The organism is Pseudoxanthomonas yeongjuensis, from assembly GCF_010093345.1.
In the GTDB taxonomy this organism is placed as follows: Bacteria; Pseudomonadota; Gammaproteobacteria; order Xanthomonadales; family Xanthomonadaceae; genus Pseudoxanthomonas_A; species Pseudoxanthomonas_A yeongjuensis.
On sequence record NZ_PDWT01000005.1, the window covers coordinates 111,524 to 132,187 of the forward strand.

General features: G+C 66.7%; 15 protein-coding genes. 7 read left to right on the forward strand and 8 right to left on the reverse strand.

Features of this window, described 5'->3' with window-relative positions; all coding sequences use genetic code 11:
* Positions 1 to 130: 130 nt before the first annotated feature.
* Positions 131 to 3,571 carry a hybrid sensor histidine kinase/response regulator gene (locus CSC74_RS13485; protein ID WP_162315007.1) on the forward strand — a complete coding sequence of 1,147 codons (3,441 nt, stop codon included), beginning with the start codon at positions 131 to 133 and terminating at the stop codon, positions 3,569 to 3,571.
* On the opposite strand, the gene CSC74_RS13490 is transcribed toward CSC74_RS13485, so the two are convergent.
* From CSC74_RS13490 to acs, 3 genes are all read right to left on the reverse strand, one after another.
* Positions 3,561 to 4,649 carry a diguanylate cyclase gene (locus tag CSC74_RS13490; RefSeq protein WP_162315008.1) on the reverse strand — a complete coding sequence of 363 codons (1,089 nt, stop codon included), beginning with the start codon at positions 4,647 to 4,649 and terminating at the stop codon, positions 3,561 to 3,563. The two genes, CSC74_RS13485 and CSC74_RS13490, sit on opposite strands and share 11 nt — an antisense overlap.
* Positions 4,650 to 4,738: 89 nt before the next feature.
* Complete coding sequence (locus CSC74_RS13495; RefSeq protein WP_162315009.1) at positions 4,739 to 5,407, reverse strand: response regulator transcription factor; 669 nt, start codon at positions 5,405 to 5,407, stop codon at positions 4,739 to 4,741.
* Between the two features lie 135 nt (positions 5,408 to 5,542).
* The gene (gene acs / locus CSC74_RS13500; RefSeq protein ID WP_162315010.1) at positions 5,543 to 7,486 is read right to left on the reverse strand and encodes an acetate--CoA ligase; all 1,944 of its coding nucleotides are present in this window, start codon (positions 7,484 to 7,486) and stop codon (positions 5,543 to 5,545) included.
* Between the two features lie 232 nt (positions 7,487 to 7,718).
* On the opposite strand from acs, the gene CSC74_RS13505 reads away from it, so the two are divergent.
* A complete protein-coding gene (locus tag CSC74_RS13505) occupies positions 7,719 to 9,095 on the forward strand; it encodes a DcaP family trimeric outer membrane transporter (protein ID WP_162315011.1) in 1,377 nt (458 codons plus the stop codon).
* Positions 9,096 to 9,106: 11 nt separating this feature from the next.
* Positions 9,107 to 10,774: an MFS transporter gene (locus CSC74_RS13510; protein WP_162315012.1), complete on the forward strand. Its 1,668-nt coding sequence runs from the start codon at positions 9,107 to 9,109 to the stop codon at positions 10,772 to 10,774.
* A gap of 183 nt (positions 10,775 to 10,957) precedes the next feature.
* On the opposite strand, the gene CSC74_RS13515 is transcribed toward CSC74_RS13510, so the two are convergent.
* Together CSC74_RS13515 and CSC74_RS13520 are read right to left on the reverse strand one after the other, a co-directional pair.
* Complete coding sequence (locus CSC74_RS13515) at positions 10,958 to 11,272, reverse strand: EF-hand domain-containing protein (protein ID WP_246193243.1); 315 nt, start codon at positions 11,270 to 11,272, stop codon at positions 10,958 to 10,960.
* Positions 11,273 to 11,415: 143 nt separating this feature from the next.
* A complete protein-coding gene (locus tag CSC74_RS13520; protein ID WP_162315014.1) occupies positions 11,416 to 12,618 on the reverse strand; it encodes a DesA family fatty acid desaturase in 1,203 nt (400 codons plus the stop codon).
* Between the two features lie 148 nt (positions 12,619 to 12,766).
* Between CSC74_RS13520 and CSC74_RS13525 the strand changes: the two genes are divergently transcribed.
* The 4 genes from CSC74_RS13525 to CSC74_RS13540 all read left to right on the forward strand — a co-directional run bounded on the left by CSC74_RS13525 (position 12,767) and on the right by CSC74_RS13540 (position 18,107).
* Positions 12,767 to 13,600, forward strand: coding sequence for an ABC transporter ATP-binding protein (locus CSC74_RS13525; protein WP_162315015.1), 834 nt, complete (start codon positions 12,767 to 12,769; stop codon positions 13,598 to 13,600).
* Between the two features lie 231 nt (positions 13,601 to 13,831).
* The gene (gene mutM / locus CSC74_RS13530) at positions 13,832 to 14,644 is read left to right on the forward strand and encodes a bifunctional DNA-formamidopyrimidine glycosylase/DNA-(apurinic or apyrimidinic site) lyase (RefSeq protein ID WP_162315016.1); all 813 of its coding nucleotides are present in this window, start codon (positions 13,832 to 13,834) and stop codon (positions 14,642 to 14,644) included.
* A gap of 67 nt (positions 14,645 to 14,711) precedes the next feature.
* Positions 14,712 to 15,278, forward strand: coding sequence for an ECF-type sigma factor (locus CSC74_RS13535; protein ID WP_162315017.1), 567 nt, complete (start codon positions 14,712 to 14,714; stop codon positions 15,276 to 15,278).
* Positions 15,279 to 15,302: 24 nt separating this feature from the next.
* Positions 15,303 to 18,107 carry a serine/threonine-protein kinase gene (locus CSC74_RS13540; protein WP_162315018.1) on the forward strand — a complete coding sequence of 935 codons (2,805 nt, stop codon included), beginning with the start codon at positions 15,303 to 15,305 and terminating at the stop codon, positions 18,105 to 18,107.
* Between the two features lie 125 nt (positions 18,108 to 18,232).
* Here the strand turns inward: CSC74_RS13540 and CSC74_RS13545 are convergent, their stop codons facing one another.
* From CSC74_RS13545 to CSC74_RS13555, 3 genes are all read right to left on the reverse strand, one after another.
* Positions 18,233 to 18,859, reverse strand: a complete 627-nt coding sequence (locus CSC74_RS13545) for a thymidine kinase (RefSeq protein WP_162315019.1) — start codon at positions 18,857 to 18,859, stop codon at positions 18,233 to 18,235.
* Positions 18,860 to 18,891: 32 nt separating this feature from the next.
* Positions 18,892 to 19,626 (reverse strand): sel1 repeat family protein, encoded by a 735-nt coding sequence (locus tag CSC74_RS13550; protein WP_162315020.1) that lies wholly within the window; start codon positions 19,624 to 19,626, stop codon positions 18,892 to 18,894.
* A gap of 109 nt (positions 19,627 to 19,735) precedes the next feature.
* Positions 19,736 to 20,542 (reverse strand): tetratricopeptide repeat protein, encoded by an 807-nt coding sequence (locus tag CSC74_RS13555; protein ID WP_162315021.1) that lies wholly within the window; start codon positions 20,540 to 20,542, stop codon positions 19,736 to 19,738.
* Positions 20,543 to 20,664 lie beyond the last annotated feature (122 nt).

Below are 20,664 nucleotides of genomic sequence, written 5' to 3' on the forward strand. Positions count from 1 at the left end.
GCGCACCTCGCGCGCATGCACCAGCTGTTGACCGCATTTCAGCTTGCCGACATCGCCCGGCGCAGGCAAGCAGGCAGCCGGGCGAGGCGGCACGGCATACACTCGCAGGCCCAAGATACGGAGCGCCGCATTGGTTTCCAGCTGGATCCTGCTGTTGGTGTCGATCGGCTACGCCGCGTTGCTGTTCGGCGTGGCCTGGTGGGGCGACCGCCGCCCGATGTATCCGGACCGGCCGTGGCTGCGGCCGGTGGTCTACAGCCTGGCCCTGGCCGTGTACTGCTCGTCGTGGACGTTCTACGGCGCGGTCGGCAGCGCGGTGCGCAACGGCATCGGCTACCTGCCGATCTATCTCGGCCCCCTGCTGCTGTTCCTGTTCGGCTGGCGCATCATCGAGCGCCTGGCGCTGATCGCACGCAGCCATAACACCGTTTCCATCGCCGATTTCATTTCCTCGCGCTATGGCCGTTCGCGCCGGCTGGCGGCGCTGGTCACGGTGATCGCCCTGATCGGCGTGGTCCCGTACCTGGCGCTGCAGTACAAGGCGGTGGCCTTGAGCCTGGGCGTGCTGACCGGCCAGGGCGCCGGCAACACCGGTTTCTTCACCGATCCGGCCCTATACGTGGCGCTGTTGATGGCGCTGTTCGCGGCCTTGTTCGGCACCCGCCAGGTGGATGCGACCGAGCACCACCACGGCATGATGCTGGCGATCGCGCTGGAATCGCTGATCAAGCTGCTGGCGATGATCGCGTTGGGCGTGTTCGCCTACCTGTGGCTGGGCGGCAAGGCACTGCACGTCGAGCAATCGGCGCGCACCTTGTTCGAGAACGCGCCGCCGGTGGGTTTCTTCACCCAGACCCTGCTCGGCTTCCTTGCCATCGTCTGCCTGCCGCGCCAGTTCCACGTGGCGGTAGTGGAATGCAGCGACGTGGGCGACATCCGCAAGGCGCGCTGGCTGTTCGGCATTTACCTGATCCTGATCTCGGTGATGGTGGTGCCGATCGCCGCCGCCGGCGTGGCCATGTTCGGCGGCGACGGTTCGGCCAGCGATACCTTCGTGCTGGCGCTGCCGCTGACCGCGGGCAACAACGCGCTGGCGCTGGTGGCTTACGTGGGCGGCTTTTCCGCGGCCACCGGCATGGTGATCGTGGCCAGCATCGCCCTGGCCACCATGGTCAGCAACGACCTGGTCATGCCGGTGCTGCTGCGCCGTGGCTGGGCCGAGCGCCATGCCGAGGCCGACGTGGCCACGCGCGTGCTGTGGATCCGGCGCATCGCGATCCTGATGCTGGCGTTGTGCGCGTATGTCTATTACCGCAACAGCGGCAACGACAATTCGCTGGCCTCGTACGGCCTGATCGCGTTCGCCGCGGTCGCCCAGTTCGCCCCCGGCCTGCTCGGCGGTCTGTACTGGCGCGGCGCGAGCCGGCGCGGGGTGGAAATCGGCATGCTGGTCGGCTTCGCCACCTGGATCTACACGCTGCTGCTGCCGACCCTGTCGGCCTCGGGCTGGTTGGGTCCGGAGTGGTTGCAGACCGGCCCGTTCGGCATCCCCTGGTTGCGGCCGCAGCAGCTGTTCAACCTGACCGGCTGGGATCCGCTGACCCACGGCACCTTCTGGTCGCTGCTGCTCAACGCCGGGGTGATGATGCTGGTGTCGGCGCGCTGGCGCCCGAGCGTCGACGAGCGTCTGCGTATCGCCCCGTTCCTGGATCCGTACGCGCAGCGCCAGACCCTGGTCGCCGGCGAATGGCCGGGCAACGTGCGCATTTCCGACCTGTTGTCGCTGGCCGAACGCATCGTCGGCGAGCGTCATGCACGCCGTGCTTTCGCCGAGCAGGCCGCCACCCTGCAGCGCGAACTGCAGCCCGCCGCGGTCGCCGACCGTGCCTGGGTGCAGTTCACCGAACGCCTGCTGGCCGCGTCGATCGGCGCGGCGTCGGCACGGCTGGTGCTGACCAGCGTGCTGCGCGGCTCGGGCATGGAACTGGCCGAGGTGGTGGCGGTGCTGGACGAAGCCGGGCAGGAGCTGCGCTTCAACCGCGACATCCTCTCGGCGACCCTGGAGAACATCAGCGCCGGGATCAGCGTGGTCGATCCCGACATGCGCCTGGTGGCGTGGAACCGCAGCTACCAGCGCATGTTCGGTTATCCCCTGGGCATGCTTTACGTCGGCCGGCCGGTGGCCGACCTGATCCGCTACAACGCCGAGCGTGGCGAACTGGGCGAAGGCGACCGCGGGGAAAAGGTCGCCAAGCGCATCGAGTACATGCGCACCGGTTCGCCGCATATCTTCGAACGCGTGCGCAGCGACGGCAGCGTGATCGAGATGCGTGGACAACCATTGCCGGGGGGCGGCTACGTCACCAGCTACAACGACATCACCGATTTCAAGCGCGCCGAGACCGCCCTGCTCGAGGCCAACGAGAACCTGGAGCAGCGCGTGGCCGACCGCAGCCGCGAAGCCGAGGCCGCGCAGCAATCCAAGACGCGCTTCCTGGCCGCGATCAGCCACGATGTGCTGCAGCCGTTGAATGCGGCGCGCCTGTTCACCTCGGCGTTGCGCGACACCGAAGAACCCGACGAACAGCGCCATCTCGCCGAACGGGTCGATGCCTCGCTGCGCGCGGCGGAGGAATTGCTGGACGGCTTGCTGGACGTCTCGCGCCTGGACGCCGGCGGCATGCATACCGAGATCAGCGACTTCGATGCCGGCGCGCTGCTGCGCGAACTCGCCGCGCAATACGCACCGGTCGCCGCCGGGCGCGGCCTGGATCTGCGCGTGCATGCCGCCGCGCTGGCGGTACGCAGCGACCGCCGCCTGTTGCGCCGGGTGCTGCAGAACTTCATCGCCAATGCGCTGCGCTACACCCGCAGCGGCCGCATCGTGCTGGGCATGCGCCGTCGTGGCGGAAACCTGGAACTGCAGGTGTGGGACACCGGCCCGGGCATCCCCGAGCATCACATGCGGCAGATCTTCGACGAGTTCCACCGTTACCCGCAGCCGTTCGACTGGGGCGAACAGGGGCTGGGGCTGGGGCTGTCCATCTGCCAGCGCATTTCGCGCCTGCTCGGCCACGACCTGGGCGCGCACAGCGTGGTCGGCCACGGCAGCATGTTCTCGATCACGCTGCCGCGCGCGGCGCGCGCCTCCGCCGTCGCGTACGAGCCGAAACCGGCGCTGCGCGCCGCCGATTCGCTGGCCGGCCTGCGGGTGCTGTGCGTGGACAACGACCACGAGATCCTCGACGGCATGCGCGCCCTGCTCGGACGCTGGGGAGTGGAAGTGATCACCGCCGCGACCGTGGACGAGGCCCTGCAGGAGATCGCCGCGATGCCGGCGGTGATGCTGGTCGACTACCACCTGCACGACCGCCTGGACGGCCTGGAGACGCTGGATGCGTTGCGCGCCGCCAGTCCCTCGCCCATCGCCGGCGCATTGTTGACCGCCGATGGCCGCGACGAACTGAAGCAGCTCGCCCGCGAGCGCGGTTACCGGCTGCTGACCAAGCCGGTGAAGCCGGCCTCGCTGCGCGCCTTCCTGGCCGCGCACCACCAGGCGCTCACGGCCTGAGGGCGGGATCCTGCAGCGTTGGAACCGCATACTGCGGCAAACGCGCCACTTCGATGCAATCGCGGCCGCGGCGCTTGGCCGCGTACAGCGCCGCGTCGGCGCGGTTGATCCAGTCGGTCGCGCTGGCGATGGATGAGTTGACCTCGGACAAGCCGACGCTGATCGTGCAGTGCAGGTCGATGCCCGCGAACGCATACGCCGCCACCTGCCTGCGCAGGCGCTCGGCCGCGACGATGGCTTCTTCCCAACGCGTTTCCGGCATGACGATGCCGAACTCGTCGCCACCGTAGCGCCCGCCGCTGTCCATGTCGCGCAAGCAGGCCTTCATCAACCGCGCGAATTCTTCGATCACGTTGTCGCCCACGACATGGCCATGGCCGTCGTTGATCTGCTTGAAGCAATCGATATCGATCATCAGCAGCACCGCCGGGCGTCCGGTGCGGACGAACCGGCTCAGTTCCAGGTTGGCCGCATACAGCCACTGCTGGCGATTCAGCAGCCCGGTGGCCGCGTCGAAACGCGAGGTCTTCTCCAGCATGCGCTTCTGCTGCAGCGTCTTCTGCGCCAGCAGGCGACTGGTGCCGCCGATCACCAACGGCAACACCACCAGTATCGGCAGGCAGGCCAGCATGGTCCGGTAGCTGGTGACCGGCTGCAGCGGAAAGCCGAGCAGAGCGCTGGTCAGCAGGCAGGCCACGGCCATGCTCGCCAGGGTCTTGGCCCCGAAGCGGCGCCCGCCGACGATGATCTGGTTCATGGTCAGGATGATCGCCAGCAGCACGCTGGGCAGGGTGTCGAAGGCCATCGCCGCGATCCAGAAGCCGACCAGCGCCGAATCGACGAACAGGTTGCGGTATTCGGCGCGCAATGGATCGCGGCTGCGCAGGGCCAGGGCGTAGGCCAGGTGCGCCCACAGCAAGCCACACAAAACCAGCAGCGCCCACAGCCAGCGTGGGCTTTGGTGCTCCAGCAGCACCGCGCCCACGCACACTGCGCCCAGCGCGAAGCCCGCGGCACGCAGCGGGTGCATGCGCTTGCTGAAGTTGAGGCGGCGCCTCTCACCCCGGTCGCTGTCCATGGACGGATTATCGGCCAATGGAGGTGGTCGGACCGTGTCCTGGGTCATCCGGGAGCGAGCGTTCAAGGCGCAGGCAACAGGCGCCGTCGCTAGTCGGGCTCTTCCGGCGGCAATACCAGCGTATCGGGGTCCACCGACAGGCGCCCGGCCATCAGCACCGCCTGGGTGCGGTTGGTCACGCCGAGCTTGCGCAGGATCGCGGTGACATGGGCCTTGATGGTGGCTTCGGACACGCCCAGGTCGTAGGCGATCTGTTTGTTCAAACGGCCGGCGCCGAGCATCTGCAGCACGCGGAACTGCTGCGGCGTGAGTTCGCGCAGGCGTTGCGCCACTTCGTATTCGTCGCGGCCGATGCCCGGTGCGGCATGCGCTGCCGGCGGCGCCCAGCGCTCGCCTTCCAGGACCTGGCCGATGGCCTCGCCGATGGTGTCGGAGGACGCCGACTTGGGAATGAAACCGAGCGCGCCGTGGTCCAGCGCGCGCCGCATCACCCCGGGTTCCTCGCGCGCGGACACCACCACCACGGGCAGTTGCGGATGCAAGGCGCGCAGATGGACCAGGGCATTGAAACCGTGCGCGCCCGGCATGTTGAGGTCCATCAGCAACAGGTCGGCATCCGGATGGGCCTCGACCAGCGCATACAGCGCATCGACGCTGTCGGCTTCATGCAGCTTCACCCCCGGCATCACCCGCTGCACCGCCCCGCGCAGGGCCTCGCGGAACAGGGGGTGGTCGTCGGCGATCAGCAGGGTGGTCATGGAGGGGCGAGGAACCAATAGAGAGGAACGAGTGGAGAGAAACGAGGAACGAGGAGTGAGGGACGAGTCGGGAAAACGCCGTTGCTTTTGCTTTTGCTTTTACTCGTTCCTCACTCCTCGTTCCTCGTTCCTGCCTTACTTCACCTTGCGTTCCGCAACAAGAGACTCGACCACCGTCGGATCGGCCAGCGTCGAAATGTCGCCCAATTGCTCCGGCGCGTTCTCGGCGATCTTGCGCAGGATCCGGCGCATGATCTTGCCCGAGCGCGTCTTCGGCAGGCTCGGCGCCCATTGCAGGTGGTCGGGGGTCGCGGTCGGGCCGATGGTCTTGCGCACGTGCGCCACCAGCTCCTTCTGCAACTCCTCGGTCTGCGCCTCGCCGGCGACCAGGGTGACGTAGGCGTAGATGCCCTGGCCCTTGAGGTCGTGCGGGAAGCCGACCACCGCGGCCTCGGCGACCTTGGGGTGCAGGACCAGCGCGCTTTCCACTTCGGCGGTGCCGATGCGGTGGCCGCTGACGTTGATCACGTCGTCGACGCGGCCGGTGATCCAGTAATAGCCATCCTCGTCGCGACGGCAACCGTCGCCGCTGAAATAGGTGCCGGGGTAGGTGCGGAAATAGGTGTCGATGAAGCGCTGGTGGTCGCCGTACACGCTGCGCATCTGTCCCGGCCACGAATCCAGCAGCACCAGGTTGCCTTCGGCGGCGCCTTCGATGAATTCGCCGTTGGCATCGACCAGCGCCGGCTGCACGCCGAAGAACGGCAGGGTGGCCGAACCCGGCTTGAGGTCGATCGCGCCGGGCAGCGGCGAGATCATGATCCCGCCGGTCTCGGTCTGCCACCAGGTATCGACCACCGGGCAACGCGCATCGCCAACCACGTCGTAGTACCAGCGCCAGGCTTCCGGGTTGATCGGTTCGCCGACGCTGCCGAGCAGGCGCAGCGACTTGCGCGAGGTCCGCTTCACCGGCTCCTCGCCTTCGCGCATCAGCGCGCGGATCGCGGTGGGTGCGGTGTAGAACAAGGTGACCTGGTGCTTGTCGATGACTTCCCAGAAACGCGACACGCTGGGATAGTTGGGCACGCCTTCGAACATCACCGAAGTGGCGCCGTTGGCCAACGGTCCGTAGACGATGTAGCTGTGGCCGGTGACCCAGCCGACGTCGGCGGTGCACCAGTAGACGTCGTCCTCGCGCAGGTCGAACACCGCTTCGTGGGTGAAGGCGGAAAACAGCAGGTAGCCGCCGGTGGTATGCAGCACGCCCTTGGGCTTGCCGGTGGAACCGGAGGTGTAGAGGATGAACAGCGGATCTTCCGCGTTCATGCGTTCGGGCTCGCACTCGGCCGGCTGCGCATCGACCACCGCATCGAACCAGCGGTCGCGCGGCATCTGCATGTCGACCGCGCCGCCGGTATGGCGCACGACCAGCACGGTTTCCACCGTGTTGGTGCCGGGCAACTTGAGCGCGGCATCGACGTTGGCCTTCAACGCCACCTTCTTGCCGCCGCGCAGGCCCTCGTCGGCGGTGATGATCAGCTTGCTGGCGCAGTCGGCGACGCGATCGGCGATGGAATTGGCGGCGAAGCCGCCGAACACCACCGAGTGGATCGCGCCGATGCGCGCGCAGGCGAGCATGGCCACGGCCGCGTCGGGGATCATCGGCAGGTAGATGGTGACCCGGTCGCCCTTCCGCACGCCGAGGCTGCGCAGGGCATTGGCCAGCTTGCAGGTACGCTCGTACAGCTCGCGATAGCTGATGCGCTGGACCGGCGCATCCGGGCTGTCCGGCTCGAACAGCAATGCGGTCTTGTCGCCGCGCGTTTCCAGTTGCCGGTCCAGGCAATTGACGCTGGCGTTCAATTCGCCGTCGGCGAACCAGCGGATATGGAAGTCGTCGAGCTTGAAACTGACGTCCTTGATCTGCGTCGGCTTGGTGTACCAGTCCAGGCGCTTGGCGACTTCGCCCCAGAACTTGTCCGGATGCTCGACCGATTCGCGCCAGGCGCGCCGGTATCCATCGCGATCGATACGCGCCTTGGCGGCGAATTCCGGGTTGACGGGGTACAGGTCGGACATGGAGTTCTCCTTGCGGATAGATACGGGAACAGTGAGCGGCCGAGGGTACGTGCGCGCGATGCCGCAAGTCTACGCATTCAGGCAAGCCTCCATCTAGCACGAACCTTAGACCTTGGTCGTATTCGCATGCGATTACGACTAATGGCGAATAGGCGCGGCGGGAAGCGGCGCGCAGGCTCCCGGTTGCCGTGCCTACTGCGCGGTTCACTCATGCGTTATCGGGAGAGGGGTAATGAGCAAACGCTTTGTATCGATGTCGCGACGGCCCTTGGCCGCAGCACTGTTCGTCGCCCTGATCGCGCCGGGCGTGGCCTTCGCCGAAACCGCGAAGGAAAAGGAACTGGAGGCGCGCGTGGCCCATCTGGAACAGCAGATCCAGGCGCTGCTGTCTTCGCAGCAACAACAGCAGGCTGCGATCACCGAGACCCAGGCGCAGGTCAGCGAGGTCAAGACGGCGCAGGCCGCGCCCGCCGACGGCAAGCCGCGGATCCAGACTTCGCCGATCATGCCCGGCGCCAATCCGGGCACGGTCTTCTCGTATGGCGGCTTCATCAAGATGGACGCAATGGCCACCGACACCAGCGATGGCCGCATCGCCGACGGTTCGTCCGGCCGGTTGTTCTACCTGCCCAGCACGATTCCCGTCGGCGCCGATGGCGTCGATGGCGGCGACCCGTACACGGACTTCCACGCCCAGTTCTCGCGCTTCTGGCTGAGCGCCGATACGGTCACCGACTCGGGCAACAAGTTGAAGGCCTATATCGAAGCCGACTTCTTCGGCGGCGGCAGCAACGCCCTGGCCGGCAACGAAACCTCGACCAACACCTATGCGGTCACCCTGCGCCAGGCCTACGTCAGCTGGAACAACTGGCTGGCCGGCCAGACCTGGTCCAACTTCATGGATACGGCGGCGCTGCCCGACGCGGTCGACTTCGTCGGCACCACCGACGGCACCGTATTCGTGCGCCAGGCCCAGTTGCGCTACACCAAGGGACCGTGGTCGTTCTCCGCGGAAAACCCGCAGACCACCATCACCCCGTACCTCAACAATGGCGCGCGCTTCAACAGCGGGGACAACGTGATGCCCGACCTGACCGCGCGCTGGACCAGCAAGGGCGACTGGGGCCACTTCAGCGTCGCCGGCCTGGCGCGCCAGTTCAAATACCTGGACGAGACCGAAACCGGCGCCGCGGTCAGCGTCTCGGGCAAGTTCAACCTGGGCAAGAGCGACGACCTGCGCTATGCGGTCAACGCCGGCAGCGGCATCGGCCGCTACCTGGCCTTCGGCCTGGGCAGCGACACGGTCCTCGACGCCAATGGCGACCTGGATGCGCTCGATGGTTATGGCGCGTTCGTTTCCTGGCGCCATGTGTTCAGTCCGCAGCTGCGCGGCAACCTGATGTATTCGGCCGCCAGTTTCGACAACGACAAGGCCATCACCGGCCTTGGCGTGACCGAACGCGCGCAATCGCTGCACGCCAACCTGATCTACTCGCCGATCCCGAAGCTGGATCTCGGCGCCGAGCTGATCTGGGGCCAACGTTCGCTCGAGGATGAGCGCGAAGGCGATCTGAAACGCCTGCAAACCTCCGTCAAGTACAGCTTCTAAGGGGAGCCAACATGTCCACGACAACAGCAAACGGCGCCTTGCCCACGGGCAAGCCGCTGACCGCGGGCCACAAGAAGGTCATCTTCGCCTCCAGCCTGGGCACGGTCTTCGAGTGGTACGACTTCTACCTGTACGGATCGCTCGCCGCGATCATCGCCGCCCAGTTCTTCTCGGCGCTGAATCCGGCCAGCGGCTTCATCTTCGCCCTGCTCGCCTTCGCCGCCGGTTTCGCGGTGCGTCCGTTCGGCGCGCTGGTGTTCGGCCGCCTGGGCGACATGATCGGACGCAAGTACACCTTCCTGGTGACCATCGTGATCATGGGCTCGGCGACCTTCCTGGTCGGCATATTGCCCAGCTACAACACCATCGGCGTGGCCGCACCGATCATCCTGATCGGCCTGCGCATGCTGCAGGGCCTGGCCCTGGGTGGCGAATACGGTGGCGCCGCCACCTACGTCGCCGAGCATGCGCCCAACGGCAAGCGCGGGCTGTACACCAGCTTCATCCAGACCACCGCGACCCTGGGCCTGTTCCTGTCGCTGCTGGTGATCCTGGGTTGCCGCTTCGCCCTGGGCAACGAGGCGTTCGAGGCCTGGGGCTGGCGCATTCCGTTCCTGATGTCGATCGTGCTGCTGGGCGTGTCGGTGTGGATCCGCCTGCAGCTGGCCGAATCGCCGCTGTTCCAGGAAATGAAGGACAACGGCAAGCTGTCGAAGGCGCCGCTGACCGAGAGCTTCTTCTCCAAGAACGGCAAGATCGTGCTGCTGGCGCTGCTGGGCGCGACCGCGGGCCAGGCGGTGGTCTGGTACGCGGGCCAGTTCTACTCGCTGTTCTTCCTCACCCAGACCCTGAAGATCGATGGCACCACGGCCAACCTGCTGATCGCCGGCGGGTTGATCATCGGCACCCCGTTCTTCATCTTCTTCGGCTGGCTGTCGGACAAGGTGGGGCGCAAGCCGATCATCATGGGCGGCTGCCTGATCGCCGCGCTGACCTTCTTCCCGATCTTCAAGGCCCTGACCCATTACGGCAACCCGGCGATGGAAGAAGCCGTGGCGACCAGCCCGGTGGTGGTGGTGGCCGATCCGGCGACCTGCAAATTCCAGTTCGACCCGGTGGGCAAGAAGGTCTTCACCAGCAGCTGCGACATCGCCAAGGGCGCCCTGGCCAAGGCCGGCGTGACCTATTCCAACCAGGATGCACCGGCCGGCACGGTCGCGCACATCCAGGTGGGCAACGCGACGGTGGAAGCGTTCGAGGGCGGCGGCATGGAGGCGGCCGCGTTCAAGGCCCAGTCGGGTGATTTCGGCAAGGCCTTGTCGGCGAGCCTGACCGAGCACGGCTATCCGGCGAAGGCCGATCCGGACCGCATCAACATCCCGATGATGCTGGTGCTGCTGTCGATCCTGGTGATCTACGTGACCATGGTCTACGGCCCGATCGCGGCCTGGCTGGTGGAACTGTTCCCGACCCAGATCCGCTACACCTCGATGTCGCTGCCGTACCACATCGGCAACGGCTGGTTCGGCGGCTTCCTGCCGACCATCGCCTTCGCCATGGTCGTGGCCAGCGGCAACATCTACCAGGGCCTGTGGTATCCGATCATCATCGCGGCGATGACCCTGGTGATCGGCACCCTGTTCCTGCCGGAAACCAAGGACGTCGACATCACCAAATAGGTTTCCCCTGCGTCACCCGGATCCATGATCCGGTTTTACCAGCGCCGACTCGCAAGGGCCGGCGCTTTTTTGTGGGCCGGCTTTTTGTAGGAGCGGCGCAAGCCGCGAGCCTTTGGCTTTACTTTGGAGCAGGCAAAGAGCTCGCGGCTTGCGCCGCTCCTACAAGAAGCAGCTCCCACGCGGCTACTGCGGCGGCGCCGCCAGCTCTTTCGCGCTGAGGAAACCATCGCCATCGACGTCCTGCTTCTTGAATGTGGCCGCCAGCCGCTCGCGGTGCTCCGTGCGGGTGATGGCCCGGCCTTTTCCGCCAGGCAGTTCGTCCGCGCTCAACACGCCGTCGCGATCGGCATCGCGCGCATCGAAGGCATAGCTCATCCAGTCCAGGTATTCGTCCACGCCGACCCGCCCATCGGCGTTGGCGTCCATGCGCGCCAGGTAATCGCTGGTGGCGGCGACCTGGGCGAAGGCAGGCGCTGCGGCGAGCGCAAGCACGAACACGCAGGAGCGGGCCTTGCCCGCGATGCTCTTGCATGAGCCCGAGGAAGAGCATCGCGGGCAAGGCCCGCTCCTACGCCCCGAAGGAAATCCCGTTGGGGGGCAAAGGCAATATCGCGACGCGACCGCGTTTGTCATGGCACTGGTCAATGCGCGACCAGCGCGTAGCCCTTGAGGCGCTCGGCGTATTCCTGCAACGCGCGGATACCGCTGGCCTCGGCTTCCTGGCACCAGGCCTGCAATTGCTTCAAGCGCTCGGAGGCGTCGTGGGTCCGCGCTTCCAGCAGAGCGCTGAGGCGCGCGCGGTGTTCGACCAGGGCGTGGATGCGTGGACGCTGCAAGACCCAGCGCTGCAATTGTTCGCGCGCATCGGGCTGCAGCCAGCGGCCGTCGTCGGCCAGGCCCTTGCGCAGGCGGCGCGGCAGCAGGCGGCGCAATTTCTCGCCGGCCAGACGCGCTTCTTCCTTCAACGCCGGCTTCAGCACGTTGCGCTGGTAATCGGTCATGGCCAGGAAACGATGCGCGAGCAAGGCCTTCAGCGTGTCGGTATCGGGCACGGCGATGTTCGGGCGGACGTCCAGGGCAGGCGCGACGCGCAGCACCTTGGCCAGGCCCACGGATTCCATCAGCTTGATCATCGCCCAGCCGATGTCCACTTCCCAGCGCCGCATCGAAAAGCGCGCCGAGCTGGGAAAGGCATGATGGTTGTTGTGCAGTTCTTCACCGCCGATCCACACGCCCCATGGCGAAAGGTTGGTGGAAGTGTCGGCGGTTTCGAAATTGCGGTAGCCCCACCAGTGGCCCAGGCCGTTGACCACTCCCGCGGCCCAGAACGGGATCCACGCCATCTGGATAGCCCACAGGGCGACACCGGGAATGCCGAACAGGAGGAAGTCGAGGAACAGCAAGGCGATCGGGCCGAAGGTCGCGTGCGGCGTGTACAGATGGCGTTCGATCCGGTCGTCCGGCGCGCCCTTGCCGTACTGCTCGATGTCCCCGCGCTGCCAGCGCGCTTCGCGGTACAACTCGACGCCACGCCAGAACACATTGCCGATGCCCTTGAACTGCGGGCTGTGCGGATCCTCGTCGGTCTCCACCTTGGCGTGGTGCTTGCGGTGGATCGCGACCCATTCCCTGGTGATCATCGACGTGGTCAGCCAGGTCCAGAAACGGAAGAAATGGCTGACCACGGGATGGAAATCCACGCCGCGGTGAGCCTGGCTGCGATGCAGGTACAGGGTCACCGAGAAGATGGTCAGCTGGGTGAAGACCAGCAGCACCACGAGCATGCCCAGCCAACCAAGCCCGAGCAGGCCTCCGGAAAGGAAGTCGAACAGGAAATCGGGCATTGCAGGGCTCCAGCAGCAGACGGAAGCATCGGTGGATCCGATGCCGATCCAGTGATGATGGAGTCTGGCCAGGCAAATTTCACCCGTCGCCGGGGTATGGTATTCATCCGCCGCTGTCCCGTCCGCGCCTCCAGAATTCGCCCCTTCCATGTCCCTGTCCCCCACCGGGATCGCCCCGGATCCCGTTGTTCACCAGCCCCTGATCGAGCTCGACCGCGCCACCGTGGTCCGTGGCGACGCCGCGGTGCTGCACGCGCTGTCGCTGCGCATCGTCGCCGGCCAGCACACCGCGATCCTCGGAGCCAATGGCAGCGGCAAGTCCAGCTTCATCAAGCTGATCAACCGCGAGCTGTATCCGCTGGCGCGCGAGGGCGAATCGCCGGTCAGGGTCATGGGTCTAGATCGCTGGAACGTGAACGAACTGCGCACGCACCTGGGCGTGGTCACCGGCGACCTCGGCCGCGATCTGCTGGAGATGCCGGGACAGGGCGTGGAGGACGCGGTGCTTACCGGCTTCTTCGCCACGCTGATGCTGCACCCGGACGTGGAAATCGACGCCGGGCAGCGCCAGCGCGCGCGCGAAGCACTGGCCCGCGTGGGCGCGACCGCGCTGGCGCCGCGGCGATACGCCGAACTGTCCACCGGCGAAATGCGCCGCGTGCTGATCGCCCGCGCGCTGGTCAACCGCCCGCAGGCGCTGTTGCTGGACGAGCCCACCGCGGGGCTGGATCTGGTGGCGCAGCGCGATTTCCTGGATTTGTTGCGTGGACTGGCACGGCAGGGCATCACCCTGGTGCTGGTGACGCACCACCTGGAGGAAATCATCGCCGAGATCGATCGGGTGATCCTGTTGCGCGCCGGCAGCGTGCTGGCCGACGGCGCACGCGCGGACGTGCTGACGTCGGAATTGCTTTCGCAGGCCTACGGCGGGCCATTGAGGGTTCGCCGGGAAGGCGACGCGTATTCGGCCAGTGGCGGATGATCGTTTTTATTGCCCGTCATTACTTTATTGCCCGTCATTCCCGCGCAGGCGGGAATCGCTCATGCTTTGTAAAGTCGAACAACTCCGGCCCTACAAAGCAAAGGCAGTGAAGCAAGAGCGATTCCCGCCTGCGCGGGAATGACGGGCAAAAGCGATTACGCTTCCTCCTCACTCCTCACTCCTCACTCCTCACTCCTCACTCCTCACTCCTCACTTCTCGTTCCTCACCCCATGCCCGAACTGCCCGAAGTCGAAACCACGCGCCGTGGCCTTGACCCGCACCTCGTGGGCAAGCGCATCCGCCACGTCGTGCTGCGCCGCCCGGACCTGCGCTGGCCGATTCCCTACGACGTGGTCGAGACGCTGCCCGGGCAGCGCATCGACGCGGTGCGCCGCCGCGCCAAGTACCTGCTGATCGACACGAAGGCCGGCAGCGCACTGCTGCACCTGGGCATGAGCGGCAGCCTGCGTGTGCTGCCGGAGAAGACCCCGGTCACAACGCACGACCATGTCGACATCGCCATCGCCGGCGGCCGCGTGCTGCGCTTCAACGATCCGCGCCGTTTCGGCTGCCTGCTGTGGCAGCCCTCCGGCCAGGTTCATGAACTGCTGCAAGCGCTGGGACCTGAACCGCTGTCGGAGGAGTTCGACGGCGAGCACCTGTTCGAACGCAGCCGCGGGCGCACCGCGCCGGTCAAGACCTTCCTGATGGACCAGCGCGTGGTCGTCGGCGTAGGCAACATCTACGCCGCCGAAAGCCTGTTCCGCGCCGGCATCTCGCCGCTGCGCGAGGCGGGCAGGGTTTCGCGCGAACGCTACGTGCTGCTGGCGCAGGCGGTGAAGGAAATCCTCGCGTCCGCCATCGCCCGCGGCGGCACCACCTTGCGCGACTTCATCAGCCCCGATGGCGCGCCCGGCTACTTCGAACAGGAGCTCTCGGCCTATGGCCGTGGCGGGCAACCCTGCCCCAACTGCGGCCGCGCGCTCAAATCCGCCGAGATCGGCCAGCGCGCCAGCGTCTGGTGCGGCCACTGCCAGCGCTGAAGGCGGCGGTCGGCGCCCGATCGGGCGGATGGGCTATATTCCCTCCCTGCATTTTCGGGGAAGGGCGATGGCGGACTCGGCGGACATCACCGTATGGCTGGACTCGGCGCGCAAGGGCGACCGCGCCGCGCTGGATCATGTGCTGTCCACGCTCTACCAGGAGCTGCACACCATGGCCCGCCGCCAGTTGTCCGGCCAGCATGGCTACACCCTGGACGCGACCGCGCTGGTCCACGAGTCCTACCTGAAGCTGATCGGCAGCAGCGGCAACGCCAAGTTCGACGACCGCGCGCATTTCTTCGCCTACGCCGCTTCGTCGATGCGCAGCGTGGTCGTGGACTACGCGCGCAACCGCCTGGCGCGCAAGCGCGGCGGCGACCTCAAGCGCGTGGCCGAGATCCCCGAGGACGTGGAAGGCCCATTGCGCATCGACGAGGACACCCTGGCCCTGAACGATGCGCTGGACAAGCTCGCCGCCGCCGATGAACGCCTGGCCCAGGTGGTCGAGATGCGTTACTTCGCCGGCCTCTCGGAACTGGAAATCGCCGAACTCCTGCAACGCTCCGAGCGCAGCATCCGCCGCGACTGGCAGAAGGCGCGGCTGTTCCTGTTGTCGGCGATGCAGGAAGACTGACCCGGCGCCGGCGAATACCGCCCGATGGACGCCGAACGCTGGAAACGACTGTCGCCTCTGCTCGACGTCCTGCTCGAGCTGGAACCGCAGGCGCGCCTGGCGCAACTGCAACTCCTGCGCGAACAGGACCCCGGCATCGCCGACGAGCTGGAGAAATTGCTGGCCCTGGAGGACGGCAACGGCGACTTCATGGACAAGCCGCTGCTGGACAAGCCGGGGCAACCGCAGGTCGACACCCTGGTCGGGCCTTACCGCATGGAAGTGCTGCTGGGCGAAGGCGGCATGGGCATGGTCTGGCTGGCCGCGCGCGCCGACGGCCTGTACCAGCGCAAGGTCGCACTGAAGCTGCTGCGCCCCGGCCTGGCCGATCCCAACCTGCGCCTGCGCTTCAGCCGTGAGCGCGAGATCCTGGCGCGCCTGGCCCACCCCAACATCGCGCGCCTGCTGGATGCGGGCATCGGCAGCGAAGGCCAGCCGTACCTGGCCCTGGAGTACGTGGAAGGCATCCCCATCACCGACTATTGCCTGGTCCACGGCCTGTCGGTGGACACGCGACTGAAGCTGTTCCTGCAGGTCTGCGAAGCGGTCAGCCACGCCCACGCCAACCTGATCGTGCACCGCGACCTCAAGCCTTCCAACATCTTGGTCACGCCCACCGGCGAAGTGCGCCTGCTCGATTTCGGCATCGCCAAACTGCTCGACGATCCCGAGCCGGCGCCGGTGCACCCGCGCACCGAAGTGCGCGCCTTCACCCTGCACTACGCCGCCCCGGAGCAGGTGCGCGGCGAGCTGGTCACGACCATGACCGATGTGTATTCGCTGGGCGTGGTGCTGTACGAACTGCTGGCCGGGACCAAGCCGTACCGGCTGCGCCGGCAGACCGACGCCGAATGGGAGCAGGCGATCCTCGCGGTCGAGCCGCTCAAGCCTTCCATCGCCTCGCAACGCGCCACCGACGGCAGCCGCGACAACAGCCCGGAAGCGCGGCGCCAGGCGCGCCGGCTCGGCGGCGATCTGGACAACATCGTTCTCAAGGCCCTGGCCAAGCAGCCCGAGCAACGCTATGCCTCGGTCGAGGCATTCTCCCAGGATCTGCAGCGGCACCTGCAAGGCCGTCCGGTGCAGGCGCGGCCGCAAAGCTGGGGCTACCGCTTGCGCAAATACGCTTCGCGCCATCGTTGGGCGCTGGCCTTCGGCGGCATGGCCGGCTGCGTATTGCTGGCCGCGCTGGCCGCCAGCGTCTGGCAGGGCCGCCAGGCGATGCGCGAAACCGCGCGCGCCCAGGCCATGCAGGACTTCGTGATCGGCCTGTTCGACAACGCCGGCGTGGCCCAGCAGGGCAACATCTTCGACGCGCGCAAGCTGCTGGTCGCCGGCGAGCGCCGCGGCGAACGCGAACTGGCCGGGCAGCCGCTGGCCCATGCCGAACTGCTCGGCGTGATCGCGCGCCTGCGCATCGGCCTGGGCGATTACCAGGAGGCGCTGCAGTTGCTCGAACGGCAGGACACGCTGCTGGCGCAACTCGCCTCCGCACCGCCGGCACTGAAACTGGAAGCGGTGACCGAGCGCGGCCGTGCCCTGTATCTACTGGACCGCGCGCGCGACTGCCTGGCCACGATGACCCCTGCCGAAGCCGACCTTTCCCGCATCGCCTCGCAGATGCCGCAGCAGGAAGCCGACTTCCTGTCCCAGTACGGACGCTGCCGGCGCGTGATCGGCGAACGCCAGGCCGCGCAGCAGCTGTTCGAGCGTTCGCTGGCATTGCGCCGCACGGTGAAGGACCAGAGCGGCATCGCCGAGAACCTGTACGACCTGGCCCTGGTCGACAACGACCTGGGGCGCAACGACCATGCCCTGGCCGGTTACGACCGGGCGCTGGCCCACCTGCACAAATATGTCGGCACCCGCAACGCGCTGGCCGCGACCATCCAGGACAGCAGGGGACGCCTGCTGCGGGCCCGCGGCGACACTGCCGCCGCGCAAGCCACGTTCCAGGAGGCCTTGACCATCGCCGAGGAGATCCACGGCGAACAGCATCCGGTCACCCTGGGCATACGCAGGCAGCTGGTCGCGCTGCAGGTCGACCAGGAGAACTACGCCAGGGCGGAACGGCAGATCATCCCCTTGCTGGAACTGACCGAGAAGGCCCTGGGCCCGGCTCATCGCGAAACCGGACTGGCGTGGAATACCCGCGGCGTGATCGCCTGGCAACGCGGGCGCCTTGGCGAAGCGGTCGCCGATGTCGGCCGGGCCGTGCGTATCTGGCGCGGCCCGAACGGATCGCAGAACCTGCATGGCGGCCTGTTCGTCTACGGCATGGTCCTGCACGCGGCCGGGCGCGAGGAAGAGGCGCTCAAGGCCCTGCGCGAATCGCGGGCGATACGCGCCGCGCAATACGGCGCCAGCCATGCGTTGATCGGCGACACCGACCGCATGATCGGGGAAGTGCTGGCCAGCCAGGGCAGGTCCGCCGAAGCCACCGCCTATTTCGACCGTGCGGTGAAGCTGACAAGGGTGGGTTACGGACCGGAAAACCCCAACACCCTGGTCGCGGAACTTTCCATGGCGCGCCAGCTCGCGCGCAACGGCCAGGCCGCCATCGCGCTCAAGCAACTGGACGCCTTGGCGCTCCACCCTGGAACCGGCAGCGAGATTCCCAAGCTGCACTGGCGGGCGCGGGCCTATGCCGGCGAAGTACGCTGCCGCAGCGGCCAGCGCGAGCGCGCGAGGCGCGAACTGGATGCGCTTATCGAGGAACTGCGCGCTGCCCGGCCCGATGGCGGCGTGATCACCCGCGAAGCGCTGGCGATCCGCGCGGCCTGCGGCTGAGCGGCCCCGCCAGACCACGACCCTGTCCCCCCAAGGAGACTTCCTTCGGGGCGTAGGAGCGCCCATGGGCGCGAGCTTCTCGTTCCGATCGCAAGAAGATCAAGAGCTCGCGCCCATGGGCGCTCCTACAAAGAGAACGACAGCGAAGTCTGCAGCGGATCGATGCTGCCCTCGCCGCGCGCGATCTTCTTGTATTCGGCCCGGCTGACCGACACGTAACGTTCGTTGCCGCCTATTTCCACCTGCGGCCCGTCCTGCACCGCACGGCCCTGCGCATCCACGCGCACGGTCATGATCGCCTTCTTGCCGGTGTGGCAGATGGTCTTGATCTCGGTCAGTTCGTCGGCCCAGGCCAGCAGGTATTGGCTGCCCTCGAAAAGTTCGCCGCGGAAGTCGGTGCGCAGGCCGTAACAGAGCACTGGGATGCGCAACCGGTCGACCACTTCGCTCAATTGCCAGACCTGGGCGCGCGACAGGAACTGGGCTTCGTCCACCAGCACGCAATCGAGCTTGCCGTGCGCGGCGATGTCATCGCCGACCAGTCGCTCCAGGTCCGCGTCGCGATCGAACGCGATCCCCTCCGCGCTCAAGCCGATCCGCGAGGCGACCACGCCGCTGCCGGCGCGATGGTCCAGGCGCGGGGTCAGGATCATCACCCGCATGCCGCGCTCGCGATAATTGTGCGCCGACTGCAGCAGCGTGGTGGTCTTGCCGGCGTTCATCGCCGAATAATAGAAATAGAGCTTGGCCATGCGCCAATTCTATCGCCGCGCCAGCGGCACGGTCATTCCTTTGCCGGCGCGACCTGCTCGACATCGCCCACGTCGACCTCGCCCCTGGGCGGAGCGCTCCAGATCTGGTCCTGCCAGACCTGATACTGCACCGGATCCCAGAACTTCGGCGCCAGGAATCGATGGACCGGGATGCTCGCCATTCCACCCCCGGGTGCTGGAAACCTGATCTCCCTGGGCCTGCCAATGCTCATGCTCGAGCGCTTGCGGCTCTGCTCCGCCTTGACCAGGAACCTGGCCATGCGCGGCCGTGCTACCGCATCGGCGTATTCCGACAGCAAGGACTGGCCATCATGCAGCGCACGTGCACGATCAACCTCCGACAACTGTCGCCAGTATTGTTCGCGCAGTCGCAGGAACGACGGGTATCCGCGTTCCGCCGCCAGATCGGCCCAGGCATAGGCCAAGGCCCGGTCGACCGGTACGCCGCGGCCCTGCCACAGCATTTCGGCGACCATCGCTTGCGAAGCCTTGTCCGCATAGCGGGAGGCCGTCCTGAAATGCTCCATCGCCCGGCCATAATCGCCAGCCTCGTAGGCAACCCAACCTTCGTACCTGTATTTGAGATCGGGGTGGGCATTGAGGAAAGTGCGCGTGCTCATCACGCTCTGATCTTTGCGGTCGATGTCGCCGCCTGTCTTGCCCGATCCCACGGCAGGCGGCGCAATCGCCGCGATCAGCAGCCCGGCCAGTACGAATCTGCTGCGCAACCGACGCTTCGCATGCATGCTCGCCAACTCCTCTTCGGTGCTTCCTGCGGCCAGTTGGACATGCAATCGCCGCTTCGTCAATCGCCGTGATCGCCCGGCTTGCGCATGGGTTTGCCGCGCAGATGCATTACCGCGGCGGCTCGTTCCCCGAATCGGGCGGCGACGTCTTGCCCGCCTGCTGTACGTCGCCCACTTCCACCCGGCCCTTGCGCGCATCGGGTGCATCCCAGATCTGGTCCTGCCATTCGAAATACTTGTCCGCCTGCCAGTACTTGGGCGCGTAGTACTCGTCGGCGCGGATGCTCATGCCGCTGCCGGCATTGGGACCGGTGAAGGGAATGATCTCGAGGTTGCCGACGAATCCCACGCGGCTGCCGGTGACGCTGCGCTCCTTGCGCAGGACCTTGGCCATGCGCACCTTGGCCACGTCGTCGCCATATTCCGCCAGCAGCGCCTGGCCACGCTCGATCGCCTTGCGTTGTCCCTCGGCATCGAGCTTTTCCCAATACTGTTCGCGCAGGATCACGAAGTTGGAATAGAAGCGCTCGGCGGCCAGATCCATCCACGCGTAACCCAGTTCACGATCCTGGGGAACGCCGATGCCCTTCCAGTACATTTCCGCGATCATCGCCTGCGCCGGCTTATCGGCGTAGCGCGCGGCGCGTTGGAAATGCTGCATGGCCTCGCCGTAGTTCTTGTTGGCGTAGGCATGCAGGCCTTCGCGGCGCCAGCGCAGGTCGGGGTGCGCCGACAGGAAGCCCTCGGTCATCAGTTCGGGGGAAATCCCGGGCTCGCCCACGAAATTCCCCTGCTTCGGCCGCTCGACCGGGCCCTGCCATTCGGCCCTGGAGGGCTGGGCGCTCTCCTGCTGCTGCGCGGCGAGCACGTGTGCGCATGTCAATACGAGCATCGTGGCGACCATGTATTTCTTCATGCTGATTCCCTTCCTGGCGGGCTTGCGTAATGTCGATGCGCCGATCCACGGTGCGCGCGCCTTGCGTACGCACGCATTCCACCCGATACGGCGCAAGAGGAGGCTTCGTCGCAAGCCCTGTC

What these genes read in the sequence shown, in the direction of transcription:
- CSC74_RS13490 (WP_162315008.1), bottom strand. Translation starts at nt 4,649, where the DNA reads ATGGACAGCGACCGGGGTGAGAGGCGCCGCCTCAACTTCAGCAAGCGC.
- CSC74_RS13495 (WP_162315009.1), bottom strand. Translation starts at nt 5,407, where the DNA reads ATGACCACCCTGCTGATCGCCGACGACCACCCCCTGTTCCGCGAGGCC.
- acs (WP_162315010.1), bottom strand. Translation starts at nt 7,486, where the DNA reads ATGTCCGACCTGTACCCCGTCAACCCGGAATTCGCCGCCAAGGCGCGT.
- CSC74_RS13505 (WP_162315011.1), top strand. Translation starts at nt 7,719, where the DNA reads ATGAGCAAACGCTTTGTATCGATGTCGCGACGGCCCTTGGCCGCAGCA.
- CSC74_RS13510 (WP_162315012.1), top strand. Translation starts at nt 9,107, where the DNA reads ATGTCCACGACAACAGCAAACGGCGCCTTGCCCACGGGCAAGCCGCTG.
- CSC74_RS13520 (WP_162315014.1), bottom strand. Translation starts at nt 12,618, where the DNA reads ATGCCCGATTTCCTGTTCGACTTCCTTTCCGGAGGCCTGCTCGGGCTT.
- CSC74_RS13525 (WP_162315015.1), top strand. Translation starts at nt 12,767, where the DNA reads ATGTCCCTGTCCCCCACCGGGATCGCCCCGGATCCCGTTGTTCACCAG.
- mutM (WP_162315016.1), top strand. Translation starts at nt 13,832, where the DNA reads ATGCCCGAACTGCCCGAAGTCGAAACCACGCGCCGTGGCCTTGACCCG.
- CSC74_RS13535 (WP_162315017.1), top strand. Translation starts at nt 14,712, where the DNA reads ATGGCGGACTCGGCGGACATCACCGTATGGCTGGACTCGGCGCGCAAG.
- CSC74_RS13540 (WP_162315018.1), top strand. Translation starts at nt 15,303, where the DNA reads ATGGACGCCGAACGCTGGAAACGACTGTCGCCTCTGCTCGACGTCCTG.
- CSC74_RS13545 (WP_162315019.1), bottom strand. Translation starts at nt 18,859, where the DNA reads ATGGCCAAGCTCTATTTCTATTATTCGGCGATGAACGCCGGCAAGACC.
- CSC74_RS13550 (WP_162315020.1), bottom strand. Translation starts at nt 19,626, where the DNA reads ATGCATGCGAAGCGTCGGTTGCGCAGCAGATTCGTACTGGCCGGGCTG.
- CSC74_RS13555 (WP_162315021.1), bottom strand. Translation starts at nt 20,542, where the DNA reads ATGAAGAAATACATGGTCGCCACGATGCTCGTATTGACATGCGCACAC.